Raw genomic sequence first — 21,152 nt, 5'->3', positions numbered from 1 at the left:
CTTGCCCGCGCCCGATTCGCCGAGCACGGCGAGCGTGCGCCCCGGCGCGAGCGAAAGGCCGACGCCGCGCAGGATCGGCGCCGGCCGCGCGCGCAGGAAGCCTTCGCGGCGAACCCCCTCGACCCGCAGCGCCTCGATCTCGAGCAGCGGCGGCGCGTCCGGCGCGGCTTCCGCATGACGTGGCGCGGCTTGGGCATGACGTGGCGCGGCTTCAGAATGGCGTGGCCCGGCCTCGGCGCGCATCAGCCGCGCCGCCTCGCCGCCCTCGCGCCGCAGCAGCGCGCCCGGCGGGCCGCTCTCGACGACCGCGCCCCGCGCCATCACATGCATGACGTCGGCGAAACGGGCGGCGAGCGGCAGGTCGTGGGTGATGAAGATCATGCCGAGGCCGAGCGTCGCGCGCAGCGCCTGCAGAAGGTCGAGGATCTGCGCCGCCACGCCCATGTCGAGGGCGGTCGTCGGCTCGTCGGCGACAAGCAGCTCGGGTTCGCAGGAGAGCGCCATGGCGATCGCCGCGCGCTGGAGCTGCCCGCCCGAAAGCTGGCGCGGGGCGGCCGCAAAGGCCGCGTCCGGATCGGGCAGGCGCGCGAGCGCCAGAAGTTCGCGCGCGCGGGCGCGCGCCGCGGCCCGCCCGAGCCCGGCCCTGAGGCGCAGCACGGCGCAGATCTGCGCCCCGACGGAAAGAAACGGGTCGAGCGCCGCGGCCGGCTCCTGGAATACGACGGCGAGCCTTTTTCCGCGCAGCGCGTCGAGCCGCCGGCGCGGCAGGCCGACGAGATTTTCGCCCGCAAATAGAATTTCGCCCGAAACGCGCGCGGCCTCGGGCAGGAGCCCGAGCGCGGCCAGCGCCGTCTGGCTCTTGCCCGAGCCCGACGCCCCGACGAGCGCCGCGATCTCGCCGCGCGCGACGCTGAAGCTCGCCGCGCGCACCGCCTCGCGCCCGCCGTAGCGCACCGAGAGCGCGCGGAATTCGATGAGCGGGGCGGCGCTCACCGGCCTTCCGTCTCGCGCAGGGCGAAGCGCGCCTCGAGCGTCTGGCCGAGGCTTTGCAGCGCGGCCAGCGTCAGCCCCAGAAACAGCGCCGGCGCGACGAGGAGATGCGGCGCGTCCTGGATGTTGCGCGCCCCTTCGGCGATCAGCGCGCCCCAGCTCGTCAGCGGCTCCTGCACGCCAAGCCCGAGGAAGGAGACGAAGCTTTCGAGCACGATGGCGCGGGCGACGACCACCGCCAGAAAGGCGAGGATCGGCCCGGCCGCGTTCGGCAAAATATGGCGGCGCAGGACGTCGAACGGCCCCGCCCCCAGCGCGCGGGCGGCGGCCACATAGTCTTTCTCCTTGAGGGCCAGCGTCTGGCCGCGCGCGAGCCGCGCCATGTCGAGCCATTCGACCGCGCCGACGGCGACGAAGATCAGCGAGAAGCGCCGGCCGAAGACCATGGCCAGCATGATCACGAAAAAGATGAAGGGCAGCGCGTAGATCACCTCCACGACGCGCATCATGGCGGCGTCGAGCGCGCCGCCGGCGAGCCCCGCCGTCGCGCCATAGGCGACGCCGACGACGAGCGCGACGAGCGAGGCGCAAAGCCCCACGGCGAGCGAGACGCGGCCGGCCCAGAGCGTCCGGGCGAGCAGGTCGCGCCCGTTGGCGTCGGTTCCAAACAGAAAGGTCTCGCGCGTGAGCGGCACGGCCACGAACAGCTCGCGCCCGCCGTCGCGGGCTTCGAGCGCGCGCGGCCGGCCGAAGGCGCCGGAGGGCTGGAGCGACAGGATCGCCTCGGCGTCGATCGGGGTTATCGCCGACAGGCGCAGGAGCAGCGCCTCGCCCGCGTCCTCGGCCTCGTCGAGCGAGGCGCCGGCGCGCCGGGCGAGGTCTTCGGCGACGGCGAGCAGCGCCGCCGCGTCCGGGCGCGGCGACAGCGAGGGCGCGACGCGGACATGGTCGCGATAGACCGCGTCGAAGGGATGCGGCGCAAGCATCGGGCCGAACACGCAGGCGAGCGCGACGAGGCCGAGCACGAGCGCCGATTTCGGGACGCGGCCGAAGGCTGCGCGAAGGCCTTGCGGGATCACGCCGACGCGCCCTCGGCGACGCGCGGGTCGAGCCAGCCATAGGCGAGATCGACCAGAAGATTGAAGAAGATGACCAGCGCCGCCACGACCACCACCGTCCCCATGACCAGCGGATAGTCGCGCCCGAGCGCGCCCTCCACGAAATAGCGCCCCATGCCGGGAATGCCGAACACCGTTTCGACCGCCACCGAGCCGGTCAGCAGACCGGCCGCGGCGAGGCCGAGATAGGACAGCGTGGGCAGGATCGCGGCCCGCAGGGCGCGCAGCGCGATATGGGCGCGCGGCAGGCCGAAGGCGCGCAGCGTGCGCACATAGGGCTCGTCGAACGCGTCGCGCAGCCCCGCCTGCGTCAGCCGCGCGACGATGGCGATCTGCGGCAGGGCGAGGGTCGCGGCCGGCAGGACCTGGTTGCGCCACGAGACGGGCCCGGCTCCGCCGTCCGTCCAGCCGCCGACGGGCAGCAGGCCGAGCCGCAGGCCGAACACGAGCTGGAGCAGCGGCGCGATGACGAAGGCCGGCGCGGCGAAGCCGACGACGCCCACGGCCGCGACCGCAAAGGCGCCGAGCCGCGCGGACAGGCCCCGCCCCGCCCGCGCGCCAAAAAGGCCGAGCGCGCCGCCAAGGCCGAGCGCGAGCAGCATCGCCTCGGCGCCGAGCCGCAGCGAGATCGGCAGCGCATGGGCGAGAAGCTCATTGACCGAAAAGCCGCGCCAGTGGAGGCTCGGCCCGAAGTCGCCATGCATGAGGCTCTTGAAATAGAGCCAGAGCTGTTCGGCCGGCGGCAGGTCGAGCTTGTAGACGCGGCGCAGCGCCGCGGCCGCCTGCGGATCGAGCGGCCGCTCGGCGTCGAAGGGGCCGCCGGGCGCGAGCCGCATCAGCAGAAAAGACAGGACGACGACCGCGAAGAACGCCGCGGCCGCGCCGAAAATGCGAAAAAGCGCGCGGGCGGCCAGGGCGGGCCTTCAGGGAATCGGACGGGTCATGGGCGCCGAGCATCGCGCCGCGGCGGCCCCTGCGCAAGTCTTGTGGCGCAAGTCTTGTGGCGCAAGTCTTCCTGGGCGCAAGTCTTGTGGCGCAGGCCTGCCTCACGCCAGCGCCCGGTCGAGGTCGGCGATCAGTTCGTCAGCCTCCTCAAGGCCCGGCGAGACGCGGAACACGCCTTCGCCCGCCCAGTCGCGGTAGGAGGCTTCGGCGGCCGCGTCGAGGCGCAGCGAATTGCGCAGCAGCGCGTCGGTCGGGATGTAATAGATGAGGCTCTTCGACTTGCCGAGCGAGACGGCGTAGCTGAACAGCCTGACCGTCTCGGCGACACGCCGCGCCAGCGCCGCGCTCCCCTCTTTCGCCGAAAAGGAGAACAGCCCCGAGAAATTGCGCATCTGCCTTTTGGCGAGCGCGTGCTGCGGGTGGCGCGGCGAGCCCGGCCACAGGGTTCGGCGCACTTTTGCATGGCCCGCGAGAAAATCTTCGAGCGCGCGGGCGTTGGCCTCGTGGCGGGCCATGCGCAGGCCGAGCGTTTCGAGCCCGCGCAGGATCAAAAAGGCCGGGAACGGCGCGAGCGCGCCGCCAAAATGGATGAGTTCGCCGGCGCGCAGCTCCGCCAGCGGCGCGGCGCGGCCCAAAATCGCGCCGCCGAGCGCGTCGCCATGGCCGCAGAGATATTTGGTCAGCGAATGGACGACGTAGTCGGCCCCGAGCGCGAGCGGCTTGGTCGCGATCGGCGTGGCGATGGTCGAATCGACCGAAAGCTCCGCGCCCGACGCGCGGGCGAGGCCGGCGATCGCCTCGATGTCATGAACGCGCAGGATGGGGTTCGCCGGCGTCTCGATATGGATGAGCCGGGTCGCTGGCGAAAGCGCGCGCTCGAGCGCGCCAAGGTCGCTGGCGTCGAAGCTTTTGACGCCGACGCCGCGCGCGGCCAGCGCGCCGAAGGCGAGTTCGGCCGTGCCGGCGTAGCAGACGTCCGAGATCAGAAGCTCGTCGCCGGGCCTGAGCACGCCGAAGAACAGGGCGGCGAGCGCCGCCATGCCGCTCGCAAAGCACAGGCCCGCCTCGGCCCCTTCGAGCGCGGCGAGGCGCCTTTCGAGCAGATCGACGGTCGGATTGCTCCAGCGCGCATAGAAATGCGGCGCGTCGGCCTGAAGCTCGTTGGCCGAAAAGCCGATCGCGTCGGGATGGCTGTAAAAATTGGACGAGAGCACGATCGGGGGCGAGAGCGGCGCGCCGAGCGCGCGGTCTTTGTCGCCGGCGTGGAGCGCGAGCGCGGCGTCGCTCAATTTCGGCGTTTCGGTCATGTCACGGTCCTGTCGACGGTTTTGGGCGTGAGCCGCCCCGAGCCTAGCCCGGCGCGGCCCCGGCGCGGGCGCCGCATCTCGCCGCGGGCTTTGCGAAGCGGCGAAAAATCCTTTATTGCCCAGCGCCTGCGCCACAGCGCGAAAAGAGGCCCGCGCCCCATGTCCGACGCCCCCATGTCCGAGGCCCGCATGTCCGAGGCCGCCAAATCCGAGGCCGCCAAATCCGAGGCCGCCAAATCTGAGGCCGCCAAGTCCGAGGCTTCCGGAGCCGCCGCCCCCGCCACCCGCATCGACCGCCGCTTCGCGGCGCTCGGCGCCGAGGGGCGCGCCGCGCTCGTCGCCTTTGTCATGGCGGGCGACCCGGACCCGGAGACGAGCCTCGCCGTGCTGCAGGCGCTGCCTGGCGCGGGCGCCGACGTGATCGAACTCGGCATGCCCTTCACCGACCCGATGGCCGACGGCCCGGCGATCCAGGCGGCGGGCCTGCGCGCGCTGAAGGCCGGCATGACGCTCGAACGGACGCTGCGCCTTGCGGCCGACTTCCGCAAGGGCGACGCCGACACGCCGCTGGTGCTGATGGGCTATTACAACCCCATCTACGTCCATGGCGTCGCGCGCTTCCTCGACGAGGCGAGGGCCGCCGGCGTCGACGGGCTGATCGTCGTCGACCTGCCGCCCGAGGAGGACGCGGAGCTGTGCCTGCCGGCGCTCGCCGCGGGGCTCAATTTCATCCGCCTCGCGACGCCGACGACCGACGACGCGCGCCTTCCGGCGGTGCTCGAAAACACCTCGGGCTTCGTTTATTATGTGTCGATCACCGGCACCACCGGCGCGGCGACGCCCGACTATTCGAAGACCGCCGCCGCCGTCGCGCGGATCAAGCGCCACACGCCGCTGCCGGTCGCGGTCGGCTTCGGCGTCAGGACGGCGCAGGACGCGCAGGCCATCGCCGCCCACGCCGACGGCGTGGTGTCGGGCTCGGCGCTGGTCGAGGCGCTGCGCCGCTCGCTCGACGCCGACGGCCGGGCGAGCGCGCGGACGGTCGAAAGCGTCGCCGGGCTGGTGCGCGCGCTCGCCGCCGGCGCACGGTCTGCGGCGCGCGCGCCGGCCTGAGGGCGGCCGCTGCGTCCCTCCGAAATTTGTATTATAATTCTGTCGCAAAAGGGCGCGATCGCCCTTAAATAGCGCCGGCCCGGCGAGGGTCCGCCGCTTCGGAACCGCCCATGAACTGGATCTCCAACGTCGTCCCGCCCAAGGTCCGATCCTTCCTGCGCCGCGAGACGCCGGAAAACCTCTGGGTCAAATGTCCCGAGAGCGGCGAGCTCGTGTTCCACAAGGACCTCGAGGCCAATCTGTTCGTGGTGCCGGGCTCTGGCTATCACATGCGCCTCGCCCCCAAGGCGCGCCTCGCCAATCTGTTCGACGGCGGCGTCTATGACGAACTGCCGACGCCCGACGTGCCGCTCGATCCGCTGAAATTCCGCGACATCAAGCGCTACACCGACCGGCTCAAGGAATATCGCGCCAAGACCGAAGCCCCCGACGCCGTCAAGCTCGCGTTCGGGCGGCTCGACGGCATGGAGATCGTCGTCGCCGTGCAGGACTTCGACTTTCTCGGCGGCTCGCTCGGCATGGCGGCGGGCGAGGCGATCGTCACCGGCATGACGACGGCCTATGAGCGCCAGACGCCTTTCATCATCTTCACCGCCTCGGGCGGGGCGCGCATGCAGGAGGGCATCTTCTCGCTGATGCAGATGCCGCGCACGACCATCGCCGTGCAGCGCCTGCGCGACTCCAACCTGCCCTATATCGTGGTGCTGACCAATCCGACGACCGGCGGCGTCACCGCCTCCTACGCCATGCTGGGCGACGTCCAGATCGCCGAGCCCGGCGCGGTGATCGGCTTCGCCGGCCCGCGCGTGATCGAGCAGACCATCAGGGAGCGCCTGCCCGAAGGCTTCCAGCGCGCCGAATATCTCGAAGCGCACGGCATGATCGACATGGTGGTGCATCGCCACGACATGCGCGCCACGCTCGCGCGGCTGTGCTCGATCATGACGCATACGCCGCGCCCGGCCGCGGCCGCGTGAGCGTCAGGAAAACGGACGCGCCGATGTCCGCCGCCGCTCCAGGCGAGGCCGCAACCGGGCCGCACGAGACCGAACGCGCGCTCGACGCGCTGCTCGGCCGCCTCTACCTGCTGCACAAAAAGGACATCGAGCTCACGCTCGGGCGCATGGAGCGGCTGCTCGCCGCGCTCGGCTCGCCCGAGCGCCGCCTGCCGCCGATCGTCCATGTCGCCGGCACCAACGGCAAGGGCTCGACCATCGCCTTCCTGCGGGCGATCCTCGAGGCCGGCGGCCAGACCGCCCATGTCTACACCTCGCCGCATCTCGTGCGCTTCCATGAGCGCATTCGCCTCGGCGCGCCGGGGGCGGGCCAGCTCGTCGACGACGAGACGCTTTACGCCGCGCTGAAGCGCTGCGAGGAGGTGAACGGCGGCGCCCCCATCACCTTCTTCGAGTTCACCACCGCCGCGGCCTTCGACATTTTCGCGCGCCATGCGGCCGACTTCCTGCTGCTCGAAGTCGGGCTCGGCGGGCGTGGCGACGCGACCAATGTGGTCGAGCGGCCGGCGGCCTGCGCGATCACCTCGATCTCCATCGACCACCCGGAGTTTCTGGGCGCGACGGTGGACAGAATCGCCTTCGAGAAGGCCGGCGTGTTCAAGCCCGGCGTCCCGGCCGTGGTCGCCCCCCAGGACGGGCGCGCGCTCGACGTGCTGCGGCGCGAGGCGCGGCGCAAGGGCGCGCCGCTGATCGAGGCGCAGCGCGATTTTTTCGCGCGCGCCGAGCAGGGCCGGCTGATCTTCGAGGACGAGCGCGGCCTCATCGATCTGCCGCTGCCGCGCCTGCCCGGGCGCCACCAGATCGAGAACGCCGCGACCGCCGTCGCGCTCGCGCGCCTGATCGCGCCGGAGCTTCCGGCCGAGGCCTTCGAGCGCGGGCTGCTGCAGGTCGAATGGCCGGCGCGGCTGCAGAACATCGTCAAGGGCCGGCTCGTCGAACTCGCCCCCGCGGGGGCCGAGATCTGGCTCGACGGCGGCCACAATGAGGACGGCGGCCGCGCGGTCGCCGAGGCCATGGCCGATTTCGGCGAGCGCGCCGAGCGCCCGCTGGTGCTCGTCTGCGGCACGCTGACCACGAAAGACACGGGCGCCTTCCTGCGCGCCTTCGCAGGGCTGGCGCAGGAGGCCATCGCCGTGCCGGTCAGGGCCGACCTCTACGGCAAGCCGGCGGCCGAAGTCGCCGCCGCCGCCAAGGCCGCCGGCGTCGACGCCGCCGCCTGCGACAGCGTCGCCGACGCGCTGCGCTTTCTCGCGGCGCGCGAATGGCCGACGCCGCCGCGCATCCTCATCGCCGGCAGCCTCTATCTCGCCGGCGAGGCGCTGGCGCTCAACGGCACCCCGCCGCGCTGAAGTTTTCGCGCGGCCCCGTTACGCGCTGAGGCCGGCGGCGAGGCTCGGGAAATCGAGCGGGCGGAAGCCGTAGTGCTTCAGCCAGCGCACGTCCGCTTCAAAAAAGGCGCGCAGGTCGGCCATGCCATATTTGAGCATGGCGAGCCGGTCGATGCCGACGCCCCAGGCGAAGCCCTGATAGGTCTGCGGGTCGAGCCCGCAGTTCTTCAGCACGTTCGGATGGACCATGCCGCAGCCAAGAATCTCGAGCCAGTCGTCGCCCTCGCCGAACCTGATCTCGCCGCCGGCGCGCGAACATTGCACGTCGACCTCCATCGAGGGCTCGGTGAAGGGGAAATAGCTCGGCCGGAAGCGCAGCTTGACGCTTTTTGTTTCGAAGAACGCCTTCAGGAATTCTTCGAGAATCCACTTCAGATGGCCAAGGTTCGACGAGCGGTCGATGACCAGCCCCTCGACCTGATGGAACATCGGCGTATGCGTCTGGTCCGAGTCGCAGCGATAGGTGCGGCCGGGGCAGATGACCCTGATCGGCGGCGTCTGCGTCAGCATGGTGCGCACCTGCACCGGGCTCGTATGGGTGCGCAGCAGGCGGCGCGTCCCGTCGGGGCCGGGCTCGAAGAAGAAGGTGTCGTGCATCTCCCGCGCCGGATGGTCCGGCGGAAAGTTGAGCCTGGTGAAATTATAGTCGTCGCTCTCGATGTCCGGCCCCTCGGCGATCGAGAAGCCCATGTCGGCGAAGATCTCGGCGAGCTCGTCCGTCACCTGGCTCACCGGATGGACCCGGCCCGCGGCCGCCCCCTGCGCCCGCAGCGGCAGGGTGACGTCGACGGTCTCCGACGCGAGGCGCGCCTCGAGCGCGGCCTCCTTCAGCGCCGCGCGGCGCTCGGCCAGCGCGCCGGCGACCGCCTCCTTGACGAGATTGATCCTGGCGCCTTCGGTCTTGCGCGCCTCGGGCGACATTTTGCCGAGCCCTGAGAGAAGCGCCGAGACCGAGCCCTTCTTGCCGAGCGCGGCGACGCGGACCGCTTCGAGCGCGGCCTCGTCGGAGGCGGCGGCGATGTCGGCGAGGATGTTCGTCTCGAGTGCGGAGATGTCTGTCATCGAAAGATCGGCCAGGCGCCTGTATGTGGGGTTCGCGCGGTCTTCTTAAATCATTTCGCGCGGCGCGAAAGCCGCAAACGCCCGCAGGCCCGCTAGAGCGGCGCCGTCGCCGCCGCGAGCCAGCGTTTTTCCTCGCGCGAAAGGAAAGGCTGGAGCGCCTTGCGCACGCGCGCGTGGTAGGCGTCGAGCCACGCCCGCTCCCCGTCGTCGAGCAGCTTCGGCTCGATCAGGGCCCTGTCGATCGGCGCGAGCGTGAGCGTCTCGAAGCCGTAGGTCTCCCGCTCGGCGCCCCTGATCGCGCGGGGCTCGACGACGACCAGAGTCTCGATGCGGATGCCCCAGCAGCCGGCCTTGTAGTAGCCGGGCTCGTTCGACAGGATCATGCCCGGTTCGAGCGGCGTCGCGCCGAGCTTCGAGATGCGCTGCGGCCCCTCATGCACCGAAAGATAGGCGCCGACGCCATGGCCCGTGCCATGGTCGAAGTCGAGCCCCGCGCGCCACAGCGCCGCCCGCGCGAAGGCGTCGATCTGCGCGCCCGACACGCCCTTCGGAAAGACCAGACGGGCGATGGCGACATGACCTTTCAGCACGCGGGTGAAACGGTCGCGCATCTCGGGGGTCGGGCGCCCGACGGCGAGGGTCCTCGTGACGTCGGTGGTGCCGTCCTCGTACTGGGCGCCCGAATCGACGAGATAGATCCCCCGGCCGATGCGGGCGTTGGTTTTCGTGGTGACGCGGTAATGCGGGCTCGCCGCGTTCGCCCCCGCCGCCGAAATGGTCGGAAAGGACAGGTCCTTCAAAAGCCCGGTCTGCCGGCGAAACCCTTCGAGCGCCTGCGCCGCCTCGATCTCGGTCAGCCCGCCCGCCGGCGCGTTCTGCGAAAACCAGAACAGGAAGCGCGTGAGCGCCGCGCCGTCGCGAAGCTGCGCGGCGCGCGCGCCGTCGAGCTCGGCGTCGTTCTTGCGCGCCTTCATGAGCGCGATCGGGTCGGTCCCGACCTCGGCCGTTCCGCCCGCGCCCCGCACGAGCGTCACGAGGCGCGAGGGCGCGGTCGCGGCGTCAAACAGCAGCCTGCGCCCCTTTTGCGCGAGCGCCGCGAGGTCGGGTTCGAGCGCGTCGGGGGCCTTGAGCTCGGCGAGCGCGGCGAGCGCCTTTTTCGCGGCGGCGCCAGGCTTGCGCGGGTCGAGATAGAGACTTGGCGCGCCTGACGCCGGCACGAGCGCGAAGCCGAGCGGCAGCGGCGTATGGGCGACGTCGGAGCCGCGGATGTTGAACAGCCAGGCGAGCGCATGCGGGTCGCTGACGACGAGCGCGTCCGCGTCCTTGAGCGCGGCCGCGACGCGCGCGCATTTGCGCGCCGCGCTCTCGCCGGCGAATTTGCGCGGGTGAAGGACGACGCGCCCGAGCGGCGGCGGCGGCCTGTCCCGCCAGATCGCGTCGATGGGATTGGCGTCGAGCGCGACGAGCTCTCCCCCCGCCGTCGCGACCGCCTTGGCGAGGCGCTCGGCCTGCCCCTGCGTGTGCAGCCACGGATCATAGCCGACGCGCGCGCCGGGCTTCAGCGTCCGCGCGAGCCAGTCGGAGGGCGAGGTCTCGCCGCTGTCGACAGGCTCGAAGCTGTCCACGTCGACCTGCCCGCGCACGGCGAGCGTATAGCGCCCGTCGACGAAGATCGCGGCCCGGTCCTGCAGCGCGACCGCCGTTCCGGCCGAGCCGGAAAAGCCCGTGAGCCAGGCGAGCCGCTCCTCGGAGGGAGGGACATATTCGTTCTGGTGGCGGTCGGCGCGCGGCACGACGAAGCCGTCGAGCTTGAGGCGGGCGAGCTCCTGCCGCAAGGCCGCGAGACGAACAGGACCGGCCGCGCCGTCGGCCGCGTCCTCAAAGGATTGGAAAGCGCTTTCAAACATTTGCGCAACGTAAGCGGAACTTCGCCGCCCGACAAGCCGGGCGCCCGGCGGCGGCGTTGACGCGCCGCGCCCGGACCCCGCGCGACGCCCGAAACCGAACGTCAGCCCTGCGCGTCGCCCTCCTCGGCGCAGGCGTGGCCGGGGCGGACCCGCGCGGGCCAGCGCTCGCCGCGGTCGCACAGCTTGGCGTCGAGCCGGCTGACCTTGAGACGCACGCCGCAGCCGTCCGAAAAGGTCAGCTCGACGACGCCGCCGCCCTCCCCGCCTTCGAGGAAGACGACGCTCAGAAGGTTGAGGATGCGCGCCTTGTCGCCGCGCGAAAAGCCGGCGCAGGAGGCCTTCTCGACGCCTTCGAAATAGAGGCCCGTGCGGCAGCGCTCGAGCGGGCCGGTCGTCGCCTTCAGCCAGTCGAAGCGGCAGGCGTAGAGGGTGAAGCGCCCGGCCTGCGGGTCGAAGGCCATGTCTGCGACCAGCGTCAGCGCGTCCTGGAGATTGGCCGAAACGATCGCGAGATCCTCCGCGTCGCGCGCGATCAGCCTGAGCTCGCTCGTCGTCGCCGTCTGCGTCATCTTGATCCGCTCGAAATTGGTCCGGCCGCCGCGCCGCGCGAGGCGGGCCGTGTTCGCCACTGGCTGTTAGATGATGCGGAAATCCGCGGCGTAAAGACGCCGCGGCCTCCAAAGCCGGATTTTCCGCGGCTTTGCGGCGCCCGCCGTCAGCCCGAAAGTCGCTCGATCACCGCGCCGCAGCCCGAAAGCTTGGCTTCGAGCCGCTCGAAGCCGCGGTCGAGATGGTAGACGCGGTTGACCATGGTCTCGCCTTCGGCGGCGAGCGCGGCGATGACCAGCGAGACCGAGGCGCGCAGGTCCGTCGCCATGACGGGCGCGCCCTCGAGCCGCTCGACGCCCTCGACCAGCGCCACGTCGCCGTCGAGTTTTATGCGCGCGCCGAGCCGCGCCAGCTCCTGCACGTGCATGAAGCGGTTTTCAAAGATCGTCTCGGTGATCCGGGACTGGCCCTTCGCCTTCGTCATCAGGGCCATGAACTGCGCCTGAAGATCGGTCGGAAAGCCCGGAAAGGGCGCCGTCTCGACGTCGACCGCAAACAGGCCCGCGCCATTGCGCCGGATCCTGACCCCCTCGTTCGAGACGGAGACGTCGGCGCCGGCGGCCGCCAGCACGTCGAGCGCGCTCTGCAGCGCCCCGGCCTCGGCCCCCTGCAGCGTCACCTCGCCGCCGGTCATGGCGGCGGCGATGGCGTAGGTGCCGGCCTCGATGCGGTCGGGCAGGACGCGATGGCGCCCGCCGTTGAGCCGGCCGACGCCCGTGATCTCGATCTCGGAGCGCCCGGCGCCCGTGATTTTCGCGCCCATCTTGTTGAGGCAGGCGGCGAGGTCGACGATCTCGGGCTCGCGCGCGGCGTTGACGATCCGCGTCGCGCCCTGCGCCAGCGCCGCCGCCATCAGCGCCGTATGGGTGCCGCCGACGGTCACTTTCGGAAAGACGATCTCGGCCCCGCGCAGGCCGCGCGGCGCGGTGGCGTGGACGTAGCCCGCCTCGATCTCGACGCTCGCGCCGAGCTTTTCGAGCGCCATGATGAGCAGGTCCACGGGGCGCGTGCCGATGGCGCAGCCGCCGGGCAGCGACACCCGCGCCTCGCCCATGCGCGCGAGCAGCGGCGCGACCACCCAGAAGCTCGCCCGCATCTTGGAGACGAGCTCGTAAGGCGCCGTGACGTCGACGATGTCGCGCGCCGACAGGCGGATGGTGCGGCTCGCGTCGGGCGTGTCCCCGAAGCGGCGGCCCTCGACCATATGGTCGACGCCATGATTGCCGAGGATGCGCAGGAGGCGGTTGACGTCGGCGAGGTCCGGCACGTTCTCGAGCGTCAGCGTCTCGGCGGTGAGCAGCGAGGCGATCATCAGCGGCAGCGCCGCGTTTTTCGCGCCCGAGATCGGAATGACGCCGTTGAGCTCACGCCCGCCGACGATGCGAATGCGGTCCATCAATCCCCCGTTCCGTCCGGCGGCGCCCCTCCCGAAGGGCCGCGCCGCGCCCCGCTCCTGCGCGGGGCTCGATCAGCTCAAGCGTCGCGGGGCCCAGCCGGCGCGTCCTCGCGCCCGGCGCCCTCGTCGCCCTCGCCCTCGCCCTGACCGTCCTCCCGGGCGCGGCGTTCCCGGCCCTGCGCCTTGCGGCGGCCGAGATTTTCGCGCAGCGCGGCGGCGAGCCGCCTGCGCCTTTCGTCTTTTTCGCTCCGCCCGGCCGCGTCGGGGTCCGGGGGGCCGTCAAGTTTTCTGGCCATCTCGTTAAGAAATCGCGCGCAAACGCCCGCCGCGCGTCGCGGGCGCAAGCTTTAGTGCGCCACGGCCGGCGCGACAAGCGCGACAGCCCATGTGGGTGGCGCGCGCATGTGGCGCGCCCCTGCGGCGGCGCCCCGCTGCGCGACGGCCAAGGTCAGGACCCCATGAGCCCAAAGCGCGGCGGCTTTGCGGCGAAGCCGCGCCCCTGCGCCAGAAAGCGGCCCGCCCGGCGCGGCGCGGGCTTGCCTGCGCCGGATTGTTGTGCCAATAGGCGGGTCCCGATCGGCCGACGCCGAACGGCCGGCGGACGTCGCCCGGAACGGTCGCCTGAGACCGTCGCCCAAAGACGGACGCCCAAAGACGGACGCCCTCAGGCGAGGCTTCGGCCAGCCCCCGGCGCTGCGGTAGCTCAGTGGTAGAGCACTCCATTGGTAATGGAGAGGTCGAGAGTTCAATCCTCTCTCGCAGCACCAGTCCGATGCGCCGTTTTTCCCGCCAGACGCCTGACGCCTTCTTGCGCCCAAAACCCTCTTGCGCCCAAAACCCTCTTGTGCTCAAGACCCTCTTGCGCGCCCAAAGCCGCGGCGGCGGCTCAGTCCTGCGCCACGCGATAGCCGACGCGCTCGTCCTGCAGGCTGATCCAGGGATAGCGCGCCTCGAGGCGCGCGACGAGGGCGGCCTTGTTGCCGCGCCTGTCGGTCGCCGTGCGCAGCATCGACTTCCCGTGCACGCGATATTCGGCCAGCGTCTCGTCGATGTGGACGCCATGCAGGCCATGATCGACGAGGCGGCACCAGAAGTCATAATCCTGCCAGCCCATCCGCTCCGTCCAGAAGCCGCCGACGCGGGCCCAGGCCTCCTTGGAGATCATGGCCATGGCGTCGACGTAGTTGCCGGGGACGAAATTGGCCGGGCGGAAGGGGCGCGTGCCGATGAAGCCGGTTTCGGCGCCGAACACGCTGATGACCGGATAGACGAAGGCCGCGCCTTCGGCCTCCATCTTTTCGAGGCTCACGGCGCAGCATTCGGGCAGGAGCCTGTTGTCGGCGTCGAGCAGCATGACGCTGAGGCTGTCGGCCATGTCGATGCCGGTGTTGCGCGCGGCGCCGAGGCCGACGTTGTTTGCATGGCTGACGAGGACCGCGCGGTTGAAGCGCGCGGCGTTCGCCTCCATCCAGCCCCTGACCGTTTCGAGCGAGCCGTCGGTCGAGGCGTCGTCGACCACGACGAGGTCGAGGTCCTGCAGCGTCTGCGCCTTGACCGAGTCGAGCGCCTCCTCGATGAAGCCCTCGTAATTGTAGAGCGGCACAACCACCGTCACGCGCGAGGCTTCGCCCGAATCATGTTCGGCGACGATCCGCGCCTCGGCCATCGGCACGGGCGCGATCTCGCGCTGCGCCGAGGCCGCCTCGAAAAAGGCCGCGCGGCTGCCGGCACGCCCGGGCCGCAGCTGGTCGACGAGCGAACGCGCGAGCTCGGCGCGGCGGGTCGGCCCCCATGGCCAGAGCGCGCGGCGATGCGCCTCGCGCCCCATGCGCCGGCGCAGGCCGGCGTCGCCGACGAGCGCCGTCAGCGCCTGCGACCATTCCTCTGGCGTGGCGGCGAGGAAGCCCGTTTCGCCATGCGCGATCGCGCGGCGGAACGGGCCCGTCGGCGAGGCGACGGTGGGGACGTCGACGATCGCGGCCTCGAAGAACTTGAGCTCGCTCTTCGACTCGCAGAACGGATTGCCATGTTCGAGCGGCGCGAGATTGACGTCGAAGCGCGCCATTTCGGTCGGCAGGTCGTGATGCGCGACGAAGGGGCGGTATTCGATCTGGCCCTCGAGGCCCACGAGCTCCTCGAATTCGCCAGGGTCGAGCGTCTTCGTGGGCCCGAGCCGGAACAGCACGAGCCGGCAGTTCTCGTTCTCGCGCAGCGCCTGCGCCACCGCCCCGACGCACTGGCGGAAATCCGCCTGATGCGTGCGGCTGCCGCTGGCGTAGCCGATGCGGACCAGCCGGTCGTGATCGTCCCGCGCCCGCGCGCGCTTGAGGCGGGCGTGGAGGCGCGACTTCAGATAGGCCTCCTGCGCATAGCCGTTCGGCAGCACGAAGGTCGCGCGGCGCTCGTTGGCGGCCTGCATGTGCCAGGCGAGCTCATGCGTGCTCGCCGACGACATGTCGCAGGCGAGCATGGTGCGGCGGATGTCGTCGTAATGCGCGCGCACGCCGTCGACGTTCATGCGGTTGAAGCGGATCGCGTCGATATAGGTTTCGTTGGCGAGTTCGGGACGCGCCATCAGGTCGTCGAGATCGAACACGACCGGAACGTCGTTGCGCCGCGCCGTCTCGATGGCTGCGGCGACGCCGCCCCAGTTCGCGCGCCAGATGAACAGGAGCTTCGCCGCGGCGACCGTTTCGAGATGGTCGCCGAGCTGCTCGCGCGGAATGATCAGCGCCGTCTCTCCGGCCTTGCGGAAGGCTTCGGCGTAGCGCTCCACGCGATAGACGAAGCCCGGCCGCTCGAAGGGCTCGCCCGAGACGAGGACGACGGGTCCGTCGCCCCGCCCGGACCGGGCGCCCGACGCCGGCGCCGCGGGCGAGAACGGCGACGCGCGCTTTCGCGCGCCGCGCGACGCGTCCTTGCCGACGCGGCCCTCCAATCGCCCATGTTTGATGAAATGAAGCAGGGGGTTCATGCCCGCCTGCGCCACGTCCTCATAGGTCCTGAGATAGAAGCGTGTATGAAATTCAGGCCCCGGATCGCGCAGAAGACGGGCGCCGTAGCGAATGTAATGCTCGGCGGGGCGAAGCCCCGACGCCTTTACGTCAGGGTAGTGTTTCAGGTACCAGACGGCGTCGAACAGCTCTGACGTTTCGACCCGGGCGATTTCGCTTTCGTCGATTTGCACCGTTTCTGCATCCATCTGTGATAATAGCTAGATTTCCATCAGAAAAACAAAGCCGCGCCGCCAAGTCAACGCTTCGTTCACGCGAGCGTGACACGCCTGAGCCGCCGCGGCCCTGCGGCGCCGGCCGACGGACGCGGGAATTCCTGCGCGCAACCGGAATGAGGAGAGCCCCACTTGGCCCTGTCCTACACGCCTGAGACCGAAAGCCCGGAGCCTGACGACGCGCCCGGACGCGCAGCCTTTCTGTTCTCCCTGCGCTCGATGTTCGCGCCGCCGGCCTTTCTGGCCGAATCCGCCTGGCTCGAGCATATTCCCTTCGCGTTCTGGACGGTCGCGGCGCTGCGCCCGCAAACGGTCGTGGAGCTTGGCGTCTACAACGGGCCGTCCTATTTCGCGTTCTGCCAGGCGGTCGCCGAACTCGGGCTCGACGCGCGCTGCTATGGCGTCGACACCTGGAAAGGCGACGCGCACGCGGGCCTCTACGGCGAAGAGATCCATCAGCGCGCGCAGGCCTACAACGACGCGCATTATTCGTCGTTCTCGCGGCTCGTGCGCAGCACTTTCGACGAGGCCGCGCCGCATTTCAGCGACGGCTCGATCGACCTGCTGCACATCGACGGCCTGCACGCCTATGAGGCCGTGCGGCACGACTTCGAAACCTGGCTGCCGAAACTCTCCGACCGCGCCGTCGTCCTCTTGCATGACGTCAACGTGCGGGAGCGCGGCTTCGGCGTCTTCAAATTCTTCGAGGAGATCCGGCGGGAGCGTCCGACTTTCGAGTTCAGCCATGGCCATGGCCTCGGCGTCGTCGGCGTCGGCGCGCTCCAGAGCGAGTGGATGACGCGCCTCTATGAGATCGACCGCGACGCCGACGCGGGACGGGCCGTGCGCGAAACCTTCGCCCGGCTCGGGCGCGGCTGCGCCGAGGCGTTCGAGGCGAGGCGCTGGGAGGAGGCGGCGCACAAGCTGCGGCGCGCGCTCGACGAGAGCGGCGCGCAGCTGCGCGAGGCCTCGGCCGCGCGCGAGGCCGCGCGCGGCGAGATCGAGGCCGCCCGCGCCGAAGGGCGGCGCCTTGGCGCCGCGCTCGAGGCGAGCGCGCGCGAGGCCGCCGCCGCGCGGACGACGCAGGCGGCGCTCGCCGAGCGCGCCGAAGCGACCGAGGCCGCGTTCCAGAAGGTCCGCGCCGCCCTCTCCGAGACCGAGCGCGAGGCGATCGCCGCGAAGGCCGCGGCCGAGGCGCTCGAAACCCGGGTCCTCGCGCGCCTGGCGAGCCTCGACGAGCTGCGCGCCAGACTGCGCGAGGCCGAAGCCCGGCGCGACGCCATGGCCGACGCCGCCGCCGAGGCCGGGGCCCAAAGCGAAACCCGCGTCGAGGAAATCGTCACGCTGACGAAACTGCTGGGCGAAGCCGAAACGAAGGCCGCCGCGACGCGGCGCGAGCTCGACGCCAAGAAGCCGGTCGAGGCCGAATGCGGCACGCCCTGAGCGCGGAGCTCGCGCGCGAGAAACGCGGCGCCGCGCGTCTTGGCGGCGAACGTGAGGCGCTGCTTGCAAGCTCGTCCTGGCGGCTGACCGCGCCGCTTCGCGCCGGCCGCCGCAAGCTCTCGCAGGCGAAGCGCCTGCTGCGTTTCGAGAAGCCCGATCCGCTGTTCGACGCCAAATGGTATCTCGACCGCTACGAAGACGTCAGAAACAGCGGCATGGAGCCCTACGATCATTTCGTGCGGCACGGCGCGGCCGAGGGACGCAGCCCCGGCCCGCTGTTCGACGCCAGATGGTATCTTGACCGCAATCCCGACGTGCGCGATGAGGGCCTCAGCCCGTTCAAGCATTACGTCGAACACGGCGACAGGGAGGGACGCGACCCCAATCCCTATTTCGACACGTCGTGGTATCGCGAGCACTATCCCGACGTCGCCACGGCGAACACCAACGCGCTGCGCCATTTCATTCGCCACGGCGCGGCCGAAGGGCGCAATCCCAATCCGCTCTTCGACACCTCCTGGTACATGGAGCAGAATCCCGACGCCGCGGAGCTCGGCCTCAATCCGCTCGTCCACTACAAGCTGATCGGCAAGGGCCGCAAGGCGGACCCGTCGCTGCGCTTCGACACCGAGCTTTACCTGCGCCTCTACAAGGACGTCGCCGACGCCGGCGTCGACCCGCTCGACCATTTCCTGCGCTACGGCCAGGCCGGCGGCCGCGTCGCCTGCGTCCCCTTCAGCCCGGTCGAGGCGGCCGAAATCTGCGTTCTCAAGCCGCCGGCCGTCGGGCGGGAGGCGGCGCTGTTCGTCACCCATTCGCCGGCGGGCCGGCTGAAGCCGCATGTGCGTCATTATCTGCACGCCCTCAGGCGGCAGGGCGTCGACGTCGTGCTTCTCGTCGCGGCCGACGCGGAGTTCGTCGAGGCCGACGCCGCGCTTCTCGGCGAGGTCGCGGGGCTCGTCGTGCGCCGCAATTCCGGGCTCGACTTCGCCGCCTGGGCCCATGCGCTGCGGCTCCATCCCGAGCTCTACGGGGTCGAGATCCTCTATCTTCTCAACGACAGCCTGTTCGGCCCGACCAACGACGCCGATTTCGCCGCCCTCCTGAGCAGGATCCGCGACAGCGCCGCCGATTTCGTCGGCCTCACCGAAAGCCAGGAGATCTCCTGGCATGTGCAGAGCTTCTTCGTGGCGCTCAAGGCGCGCGCCCTCGCGAGCCGCGCCTTTCATAAATTCATCGACGGCGTGGTGGCCTTCGCCGACAAGGACAAGGTCATCCGGCAATATGAGGTGCGCCTCGCGCCGACCCTGCGCCGCGCCGGCCTCGTCTGCGAGGTCGCCTTCCCGTCCACGACCCAGTCCGACAACCGCACGCTGTTCGACTGGCGCGGCCTGATCGACGAGGGCTTCCCCTTCGTCAAGGTCATGGCGCTGCGCGACGGCTTCGCCGACGACGGCGGCCGGAGCTGGCGCGAGGTTCTGGCCGGGAAGGGCTATGACGTCTCGCTCGCCGAGCGCACGCTCGCCGAAGCGCGGGGCGGGCCGAAGGACCCGCCGCCGGCGAAGCCGCTCGCCGAGCTCAAGGCGCTCCATATCGCAAAAATCGAGGATGGTCTTTCGGCCTTCCTCGCCTCCGGCGCGAGGCTGCGCTTCACGCGGAGCGAGCAGCCGGCGATGAGCATCGTGCTCGTGCTCTTCAACAAGGCGCATTTCACCTACGCCTGCCTCGCCTCGCTCGAAAGGCGCCTCGGCCGCGCGCCCTTCCCCTATGAAATCATCGTCTACGACAATGGCTCGAGCGACCGCACGGGCGAGCTTCTGGAGCGCTGCGACAATCTCGTCGTGCGGCGCGACGAGAGCAATCTCGGCTTCCTGCGCGCGGTCAACGCGGCCTCGGAGCTCGCGCGCGGCGAGACCCTGCTGCTGCTCAACAACGACACCGAGCTGCCGGAAGGGACGCTCGAGGCCGCGCTCGACCTCATCCGCGAAAATGACGACGTCGGCGCCGTCGGCGCCAGGCTCATCCTGCCGGACGGGCTGCTGCAGGAGGCCGGCAGCATCATGTGGAACGACGGGACCTGCCTCGGCTATCGCCGCGGCGCGGACCCCGAGCATTTCGAGGCGAATTTCCGCCGCGACGTCGACTATTGCTCCGGCGCCTTCCTGCTGACGCGCACGGCGCTGTTCCACGACCTCGGCCGCTTCAACGAGATCTTCGTCCCGGCCTATTACGAGGAGACCGACTACTGCCTGCGGCTGTGGGAGAACGGCTGGCGGATCGTCTATGATCCGGCCGTCGTGGTGAACCATTTCGAATTCGCCAGCGCCGCCAACAACGACCAGGCGATCCAGCTGCAGATCCGCAACCGCGACAAGTTCCTCGCCCTCCACGCCGACACGCTCGCCCGGCATCTGCCGCCCGCGCCGGCCAATGTGCTGTTCGCCCGCACGGCCGGGCCGCGGAAGCTCAGGCTGCTCGTGATCGACGATTTCGTGCCGCATGACGCGCTCGGCGCGGGCTTTCCGCGCGCGCGGCGCATGATCGAGGGGCTGCGCGCCGCCGGCGCCGAGGTCACGCTGCTGCCGACCTTCGACCGGCCCCATCCCTGGACCGAAATCCGCAAGACTCTCGACCCGAGGGTCGAGGTCGCCTTCGGCTATTCGATGGAGACCGCGTTCGAATTCATCAAGGCCCGCGCCGGCTTCTACGACGCCGTGCTGGTCAGCCGCCCGCATAACATGACCCCGCTCAACGCGGCGCTGGAGCGCGAACCCGACCTCCTGCGCGGCCGGCCTGTCGTCTATGACGCCGAGGCCCTGTTCACCGACCGTGACATCGCGCTCAAGCGGCTGCGCGGCGAAACCGTCCCGCAGGAGGAGCAGGCGCGCCTGCTCGAAGAGGAGATGCAGATCGCCCGCTTCGCCTCGACCGTGCTCTGCGTTTCGCCGGGCGAACGCGACAAGGTGGCGCGCCGCTGGCCCGACAAGGAGGTGCGCGTGCTCGGCCACGCGCTCGAACCGCGCCCGACGCGCAACGGCTTCGCCGAGCGCGGCGGGATCCTGTTCGTCGGCGCGATCCACGCCGACCACACGCCGAACGGCGACTCCATCATCTGGTTCGTCGACAAGGTGTTGCCGCTGCTGCGCCAGAAACTGCGCGAGCCGTTCAAATTCATCGTCGCCGGGCTCAACAAATCGCCCGCCGTCAGCCAGCGGGTCGGCCGCGACGTCGTCGCCACCGGGGCGCTCGACGACCTTTCGCAGCTGTTCGGGGACAGCCGGATCTTCGTCGCGCCGACGCGCTTCGCCGCCGGCATCCCGCACAAGATCCACGAGGCCGCGAGCCGCGGCCTGCCCTGCGTGACGACGCCGCTGCTCGCCGGCCAGCTCGGCTGGCGCGACGGACGCGACCTTCTCACGGGCGACGACGCCGAGGCCTTCGCCGAGGCCTGCGCGCGGCTCTATACCGATGCGTCGCTCTGGGCGCGCCTGCGCGAGAACGCGCTCGAGCGGGTCAGGCAGGACTGTTCGCCGGAACGCTTCAAGGAGACGATCGACGCCGTCGAGGCGGGCCTTGCGGCGGACATGAAGGCGCGGGAGGCGCAGGGCTGACGCGAAGCCTGCGGGCGC

The 21,152-nt window shown here is 70.7% G+C and carries 14 protein-coding genes and 1 tRNA gene; 6 read left to right on the top strand and 9 right to left on the bottom strand.

Annotated features, from left to right (window positions below):
* From ACILRB_RS11960 to ACILRB_RS11945, 4 genes are all read right to left on the bottom strand, one after another.
* Nucleotides 1-993 (bottom strand): ATP-binding cassette domain-containing protein (locus ACILRB_RS11960; RefSeq protein WP_395666516.1); only part of this gene is annotated, 993 nt, incomplete at its 3' end.
* Nucleotides 990-2,069 (bottom strand): ABC transporter permease, encoded by a 1,080-nt coding sequence (locus ACILRB_RS11955; RefSeq protein ID WP_395666515.1) that lies wholly within the window; start codon nucleotides 2,067-2,069, stop codon nucleotides 990-992. The genes ACILRB_RS11960 and ACILRB_RS11955, both read right to left, overlap by 4 nt.
* Nucleotides 2,066-3,022 carry an ABC transporter permease gene (locus ACILRB_RS11950; protein ID WP_395666518.1) on the bottom strand — a complete coding sequence of 319 codons (957 nt, stop codon included), beginning with the start codon at nucleotides 3,020-3,022 and terminating at the stop codon, nucleotides 2,066-2,068. Before ACILRB_RS11950 ends, ACILRB_RS11955 begins: the two co-directional genes overlap by 4 nt.
* A gap of 132 nt (nucleotides 3,023-3,154) precedes the next feature.
* Nucleotides 3,155-4,360: a trans-sulfuration enzyme family protein gene (locus ACILRB_RS11945; RefSeq protein WP_395666514.1), complete on the bottom strand. Its 1,206-nt coding sequence runs from the start codon at nucleotides 4,358-4,360 to the stop codon at nucleotides 3,155-3,157.
* Nucleotides 4,361-4,519: 159 nt separating this feature from the next.
* Here ACILRB_RS11945 and trpA point away from each other — a divergent pair, with 159 nt between their 5' ends.
* From trpA to ACILRB_RS11930, 3 genes are all read left to right on the top strand, one after another.
* Entirely contained in the window at nucleotides 4,520-5,473 is a 954-nt protein-coding gene (gene trpA / locus ACILRB_RS11940; protein ID WP_395666513.1) for a tryptophan synthase subunit alpha, read from the top strand.
* A gap of 110 nt (nucleotides 5,474-5,583) precedes the next feature.
* Nucleotides 5,584-6,450 (top strand): acetyl-CoA carboxylase, carboxyltransferase subunit beta, encoded by an 867-nt coding sequence (gene accD / locus ACILRB_RS11935; RefSeq protein ID WP_395666512.1) that lies wholly within the window; start codon nucleotides 5,584-5,586, stop codon nucleotides 6,448-6,450.
* Between the two features lie 23 nt (nucleotides 6,451-6,473).
* Entirely contained in the window at nucleotides 6,474-7,838 is a 1,365-nt protein-coding gene (locus tag ACILRB_RS11930; RefSeq protein WP_395666511.1) for a bifunctional folylpolyglutamate synthase/dihydrofolate synthase, read from the top strand.
* An 18-nt stretch (nucleotides 7,839-7,856) separates the two neighbouring features.
* Here the strand turns inward: ACILRB_RS11930 and pheS are convergent, their stop codons facing one another.
* From pheS to murA, 4 genes are all read right to left on the bottom strand, one after another.
* Nucleotides 7,857-8,939 (bottom strand): phenylalanine--tRNA ligase subunit alpha, encoded by a 1,083-nt coding sequence (gene pheS, locus ACILRB_RS11925; protein ID WP_395666510.1) that lies wholly within the window; start codon nucleotides 8,937-8,939, stop codon nucleotides 7,857-7,859.
* 92 nt (nucleotides 8,940-9,031) lie between these two features.
* Nucleotides 9,032-10,846 (bottom strand): aminopeptidase P family protein, encoded by a 1,815-nt coding sequence (locus ACILRB_RS11920; protein ID WP_395666509.1) that lies wholly within the window; start codon nucleotides 10,844-10,846, stop codon nucleotides 9,032-9,034.
* Nucleotides 10,847-10,947: 101 nt separating this feature from the next.
* Nucleotides 10,948-11,475: a DUF2948 family protein gene (locus ACILRB_RS11915; protein ID WP_395666508.1), complete on the bottom strand. Its 528-nt coding sequence runs from the start codon at nucleotides 11,473-11,475 to the stop codon at nucleotides 10,948-10,950.
* Between the two features lie 86 nt (nucleotides 11,476-11,561).
* The gene (gene murA, locus ACILRB_RS11910) at nucleotides 11,562-12,851 is read right to left on the bottom strand and encodes a UDP-N-acetylglucosamine 1-carboxyvinyltransferase (protein ID WP_395666507.1); all 1,290 of its coding nucleotides are present in this window, start codon (nucleotides 12,849-12,851) and stop codon (nucleotides 11,562-11,564) included.
* 692 nt (nucleotides 12,852-13,543) lie between these two features.
* Here murA and ACILRB_RS11905 point away from each other — a divergent pair.
* Nucleotides 13,544-13,618 (top strand) — tRNA-Thr (locus ACILRB_RS11905).
* 119 nt (nucleotides 13,619-13,737) lie between these two features.
* Here ACILRB_RS11905 and ACILRB_RS11900 read toward each other — a convergent pair.
* A complete protein-coding gene (locus ACILRB_RS11900; RefSeq protein WP_395666506.1) occupies nucleotides 13,738-16,038 on the bottom strand; it encodes a glycosyltransferase in 2,301 nt (766 codons plus the stop codon).
* Nucleotides 16,039-16,212: 174 nt separating this feature from the next.
* On the opposite strand from ACILRB_RS11900, the gene ACILRB_RS11895 reads away from it, so the two are divergent.
* Both ACILRB_RS11895 and ACILRB_RS11890 read left to right on the top strand, forming a co-directional pair.
* Nucleotides 16,213-17,523, top strand: a complete 1,311-nt coding sequence (locus ACILRB_RS11895; RefSeq protein ID WP_395666505.1) for a class I SAM-dependent methyltransferase — start codon at nucleotides 16,213-16,215, stop codon at nucleotides 17,521-17,523.
* Entirely contained in the window at nucleotides 17,508-21,134 is a 3,627-nt protein-coding gene (locus ACILRB_RS11890; protein WP_395666504.1) for a glycosyltransferase, read from the top strand. Before ACILRB_RS11895 ends, ACILRB_RS11890 begins: the two co-directional genes overlap by 16 nt.
* Nucleotides 21,135-21,152 lie beyond the last annotated feature (18 nt).

This window comes from Methylocella sp. (assembly GCF_044226135.1).
Taxonomy (GTDB): Bacteria; Pseudomonadota; Alphaproteobacteria; order Rhizobiales; family Beijerinckiaceae; genus Methylocapsa.
Note: the sequence above shows the minus strand (reverse complement) of the source record. Positions and strands in the feature narration are given on the sequence as shown.

What these genes read in the sequence shown, in the direction of transcription:
- ACILRB_RS11920 (WP_395666509.1), bottom strand. Translation starts at nt 10,846, where the DNA reads ATGTTTGAAAGCGCTTTCCAATCCTTTGAGGACGCGGCCGACGGCGCG.
- ACILRB_RS11945 (WP_395666514.1), bottom strand. Translation starts at nt 4,360, where the DNA reads ATGACCGAAACGCCGAAATTGAGCGACGCCGCGCTCGCGCTCCACGCC.
- ACILRB_RS11930 (WP_395666511.1), top strand. Translation starts at nt 6,474, where the DNA reads ATGTCCGCCGCCGCTCCAGGCGAGGCCGCAACCGGGCCGCACGAGACC.
- trpA (WP_395666513.1), top strand. Translation starts at nt 4,520, where the DNA reads ATGTCCGACGCCCCCATGTCCGAGGCCCGCATGTCCGAGGCCGCCAAA.
- pheS (WP_395666510.1), bottom strand. Translation starts at nt 8,939, where the DNA reads ATGACAGACATCTCCGCACTCGAGACGAACATCCTCGCCGACATCGCC.
- murA (WP_395666507.1), bottom strand. Translation starts at nt 12,851, where the DNA reads ATGGACCGCATTCGCATCGTCGGCGGGCGTGAGCTCAACGGCGTCATT.
- accD (WP_395666512.1), top strand. Translation starts at nt 5,584, where the DNA reads ATGAACTGGATCTCCAACGTCGTCCCGCCCAAGGTCCGATCCTTCCTG.
- ACILRB_RS11890 (WP_395666504.1), top strand. Translation starts at nt 17,508, where the DNA reads ATGCGGCACGCCCTGAGCGCGGAGCTCGCGCGCGAGAAACGCGGCGCC.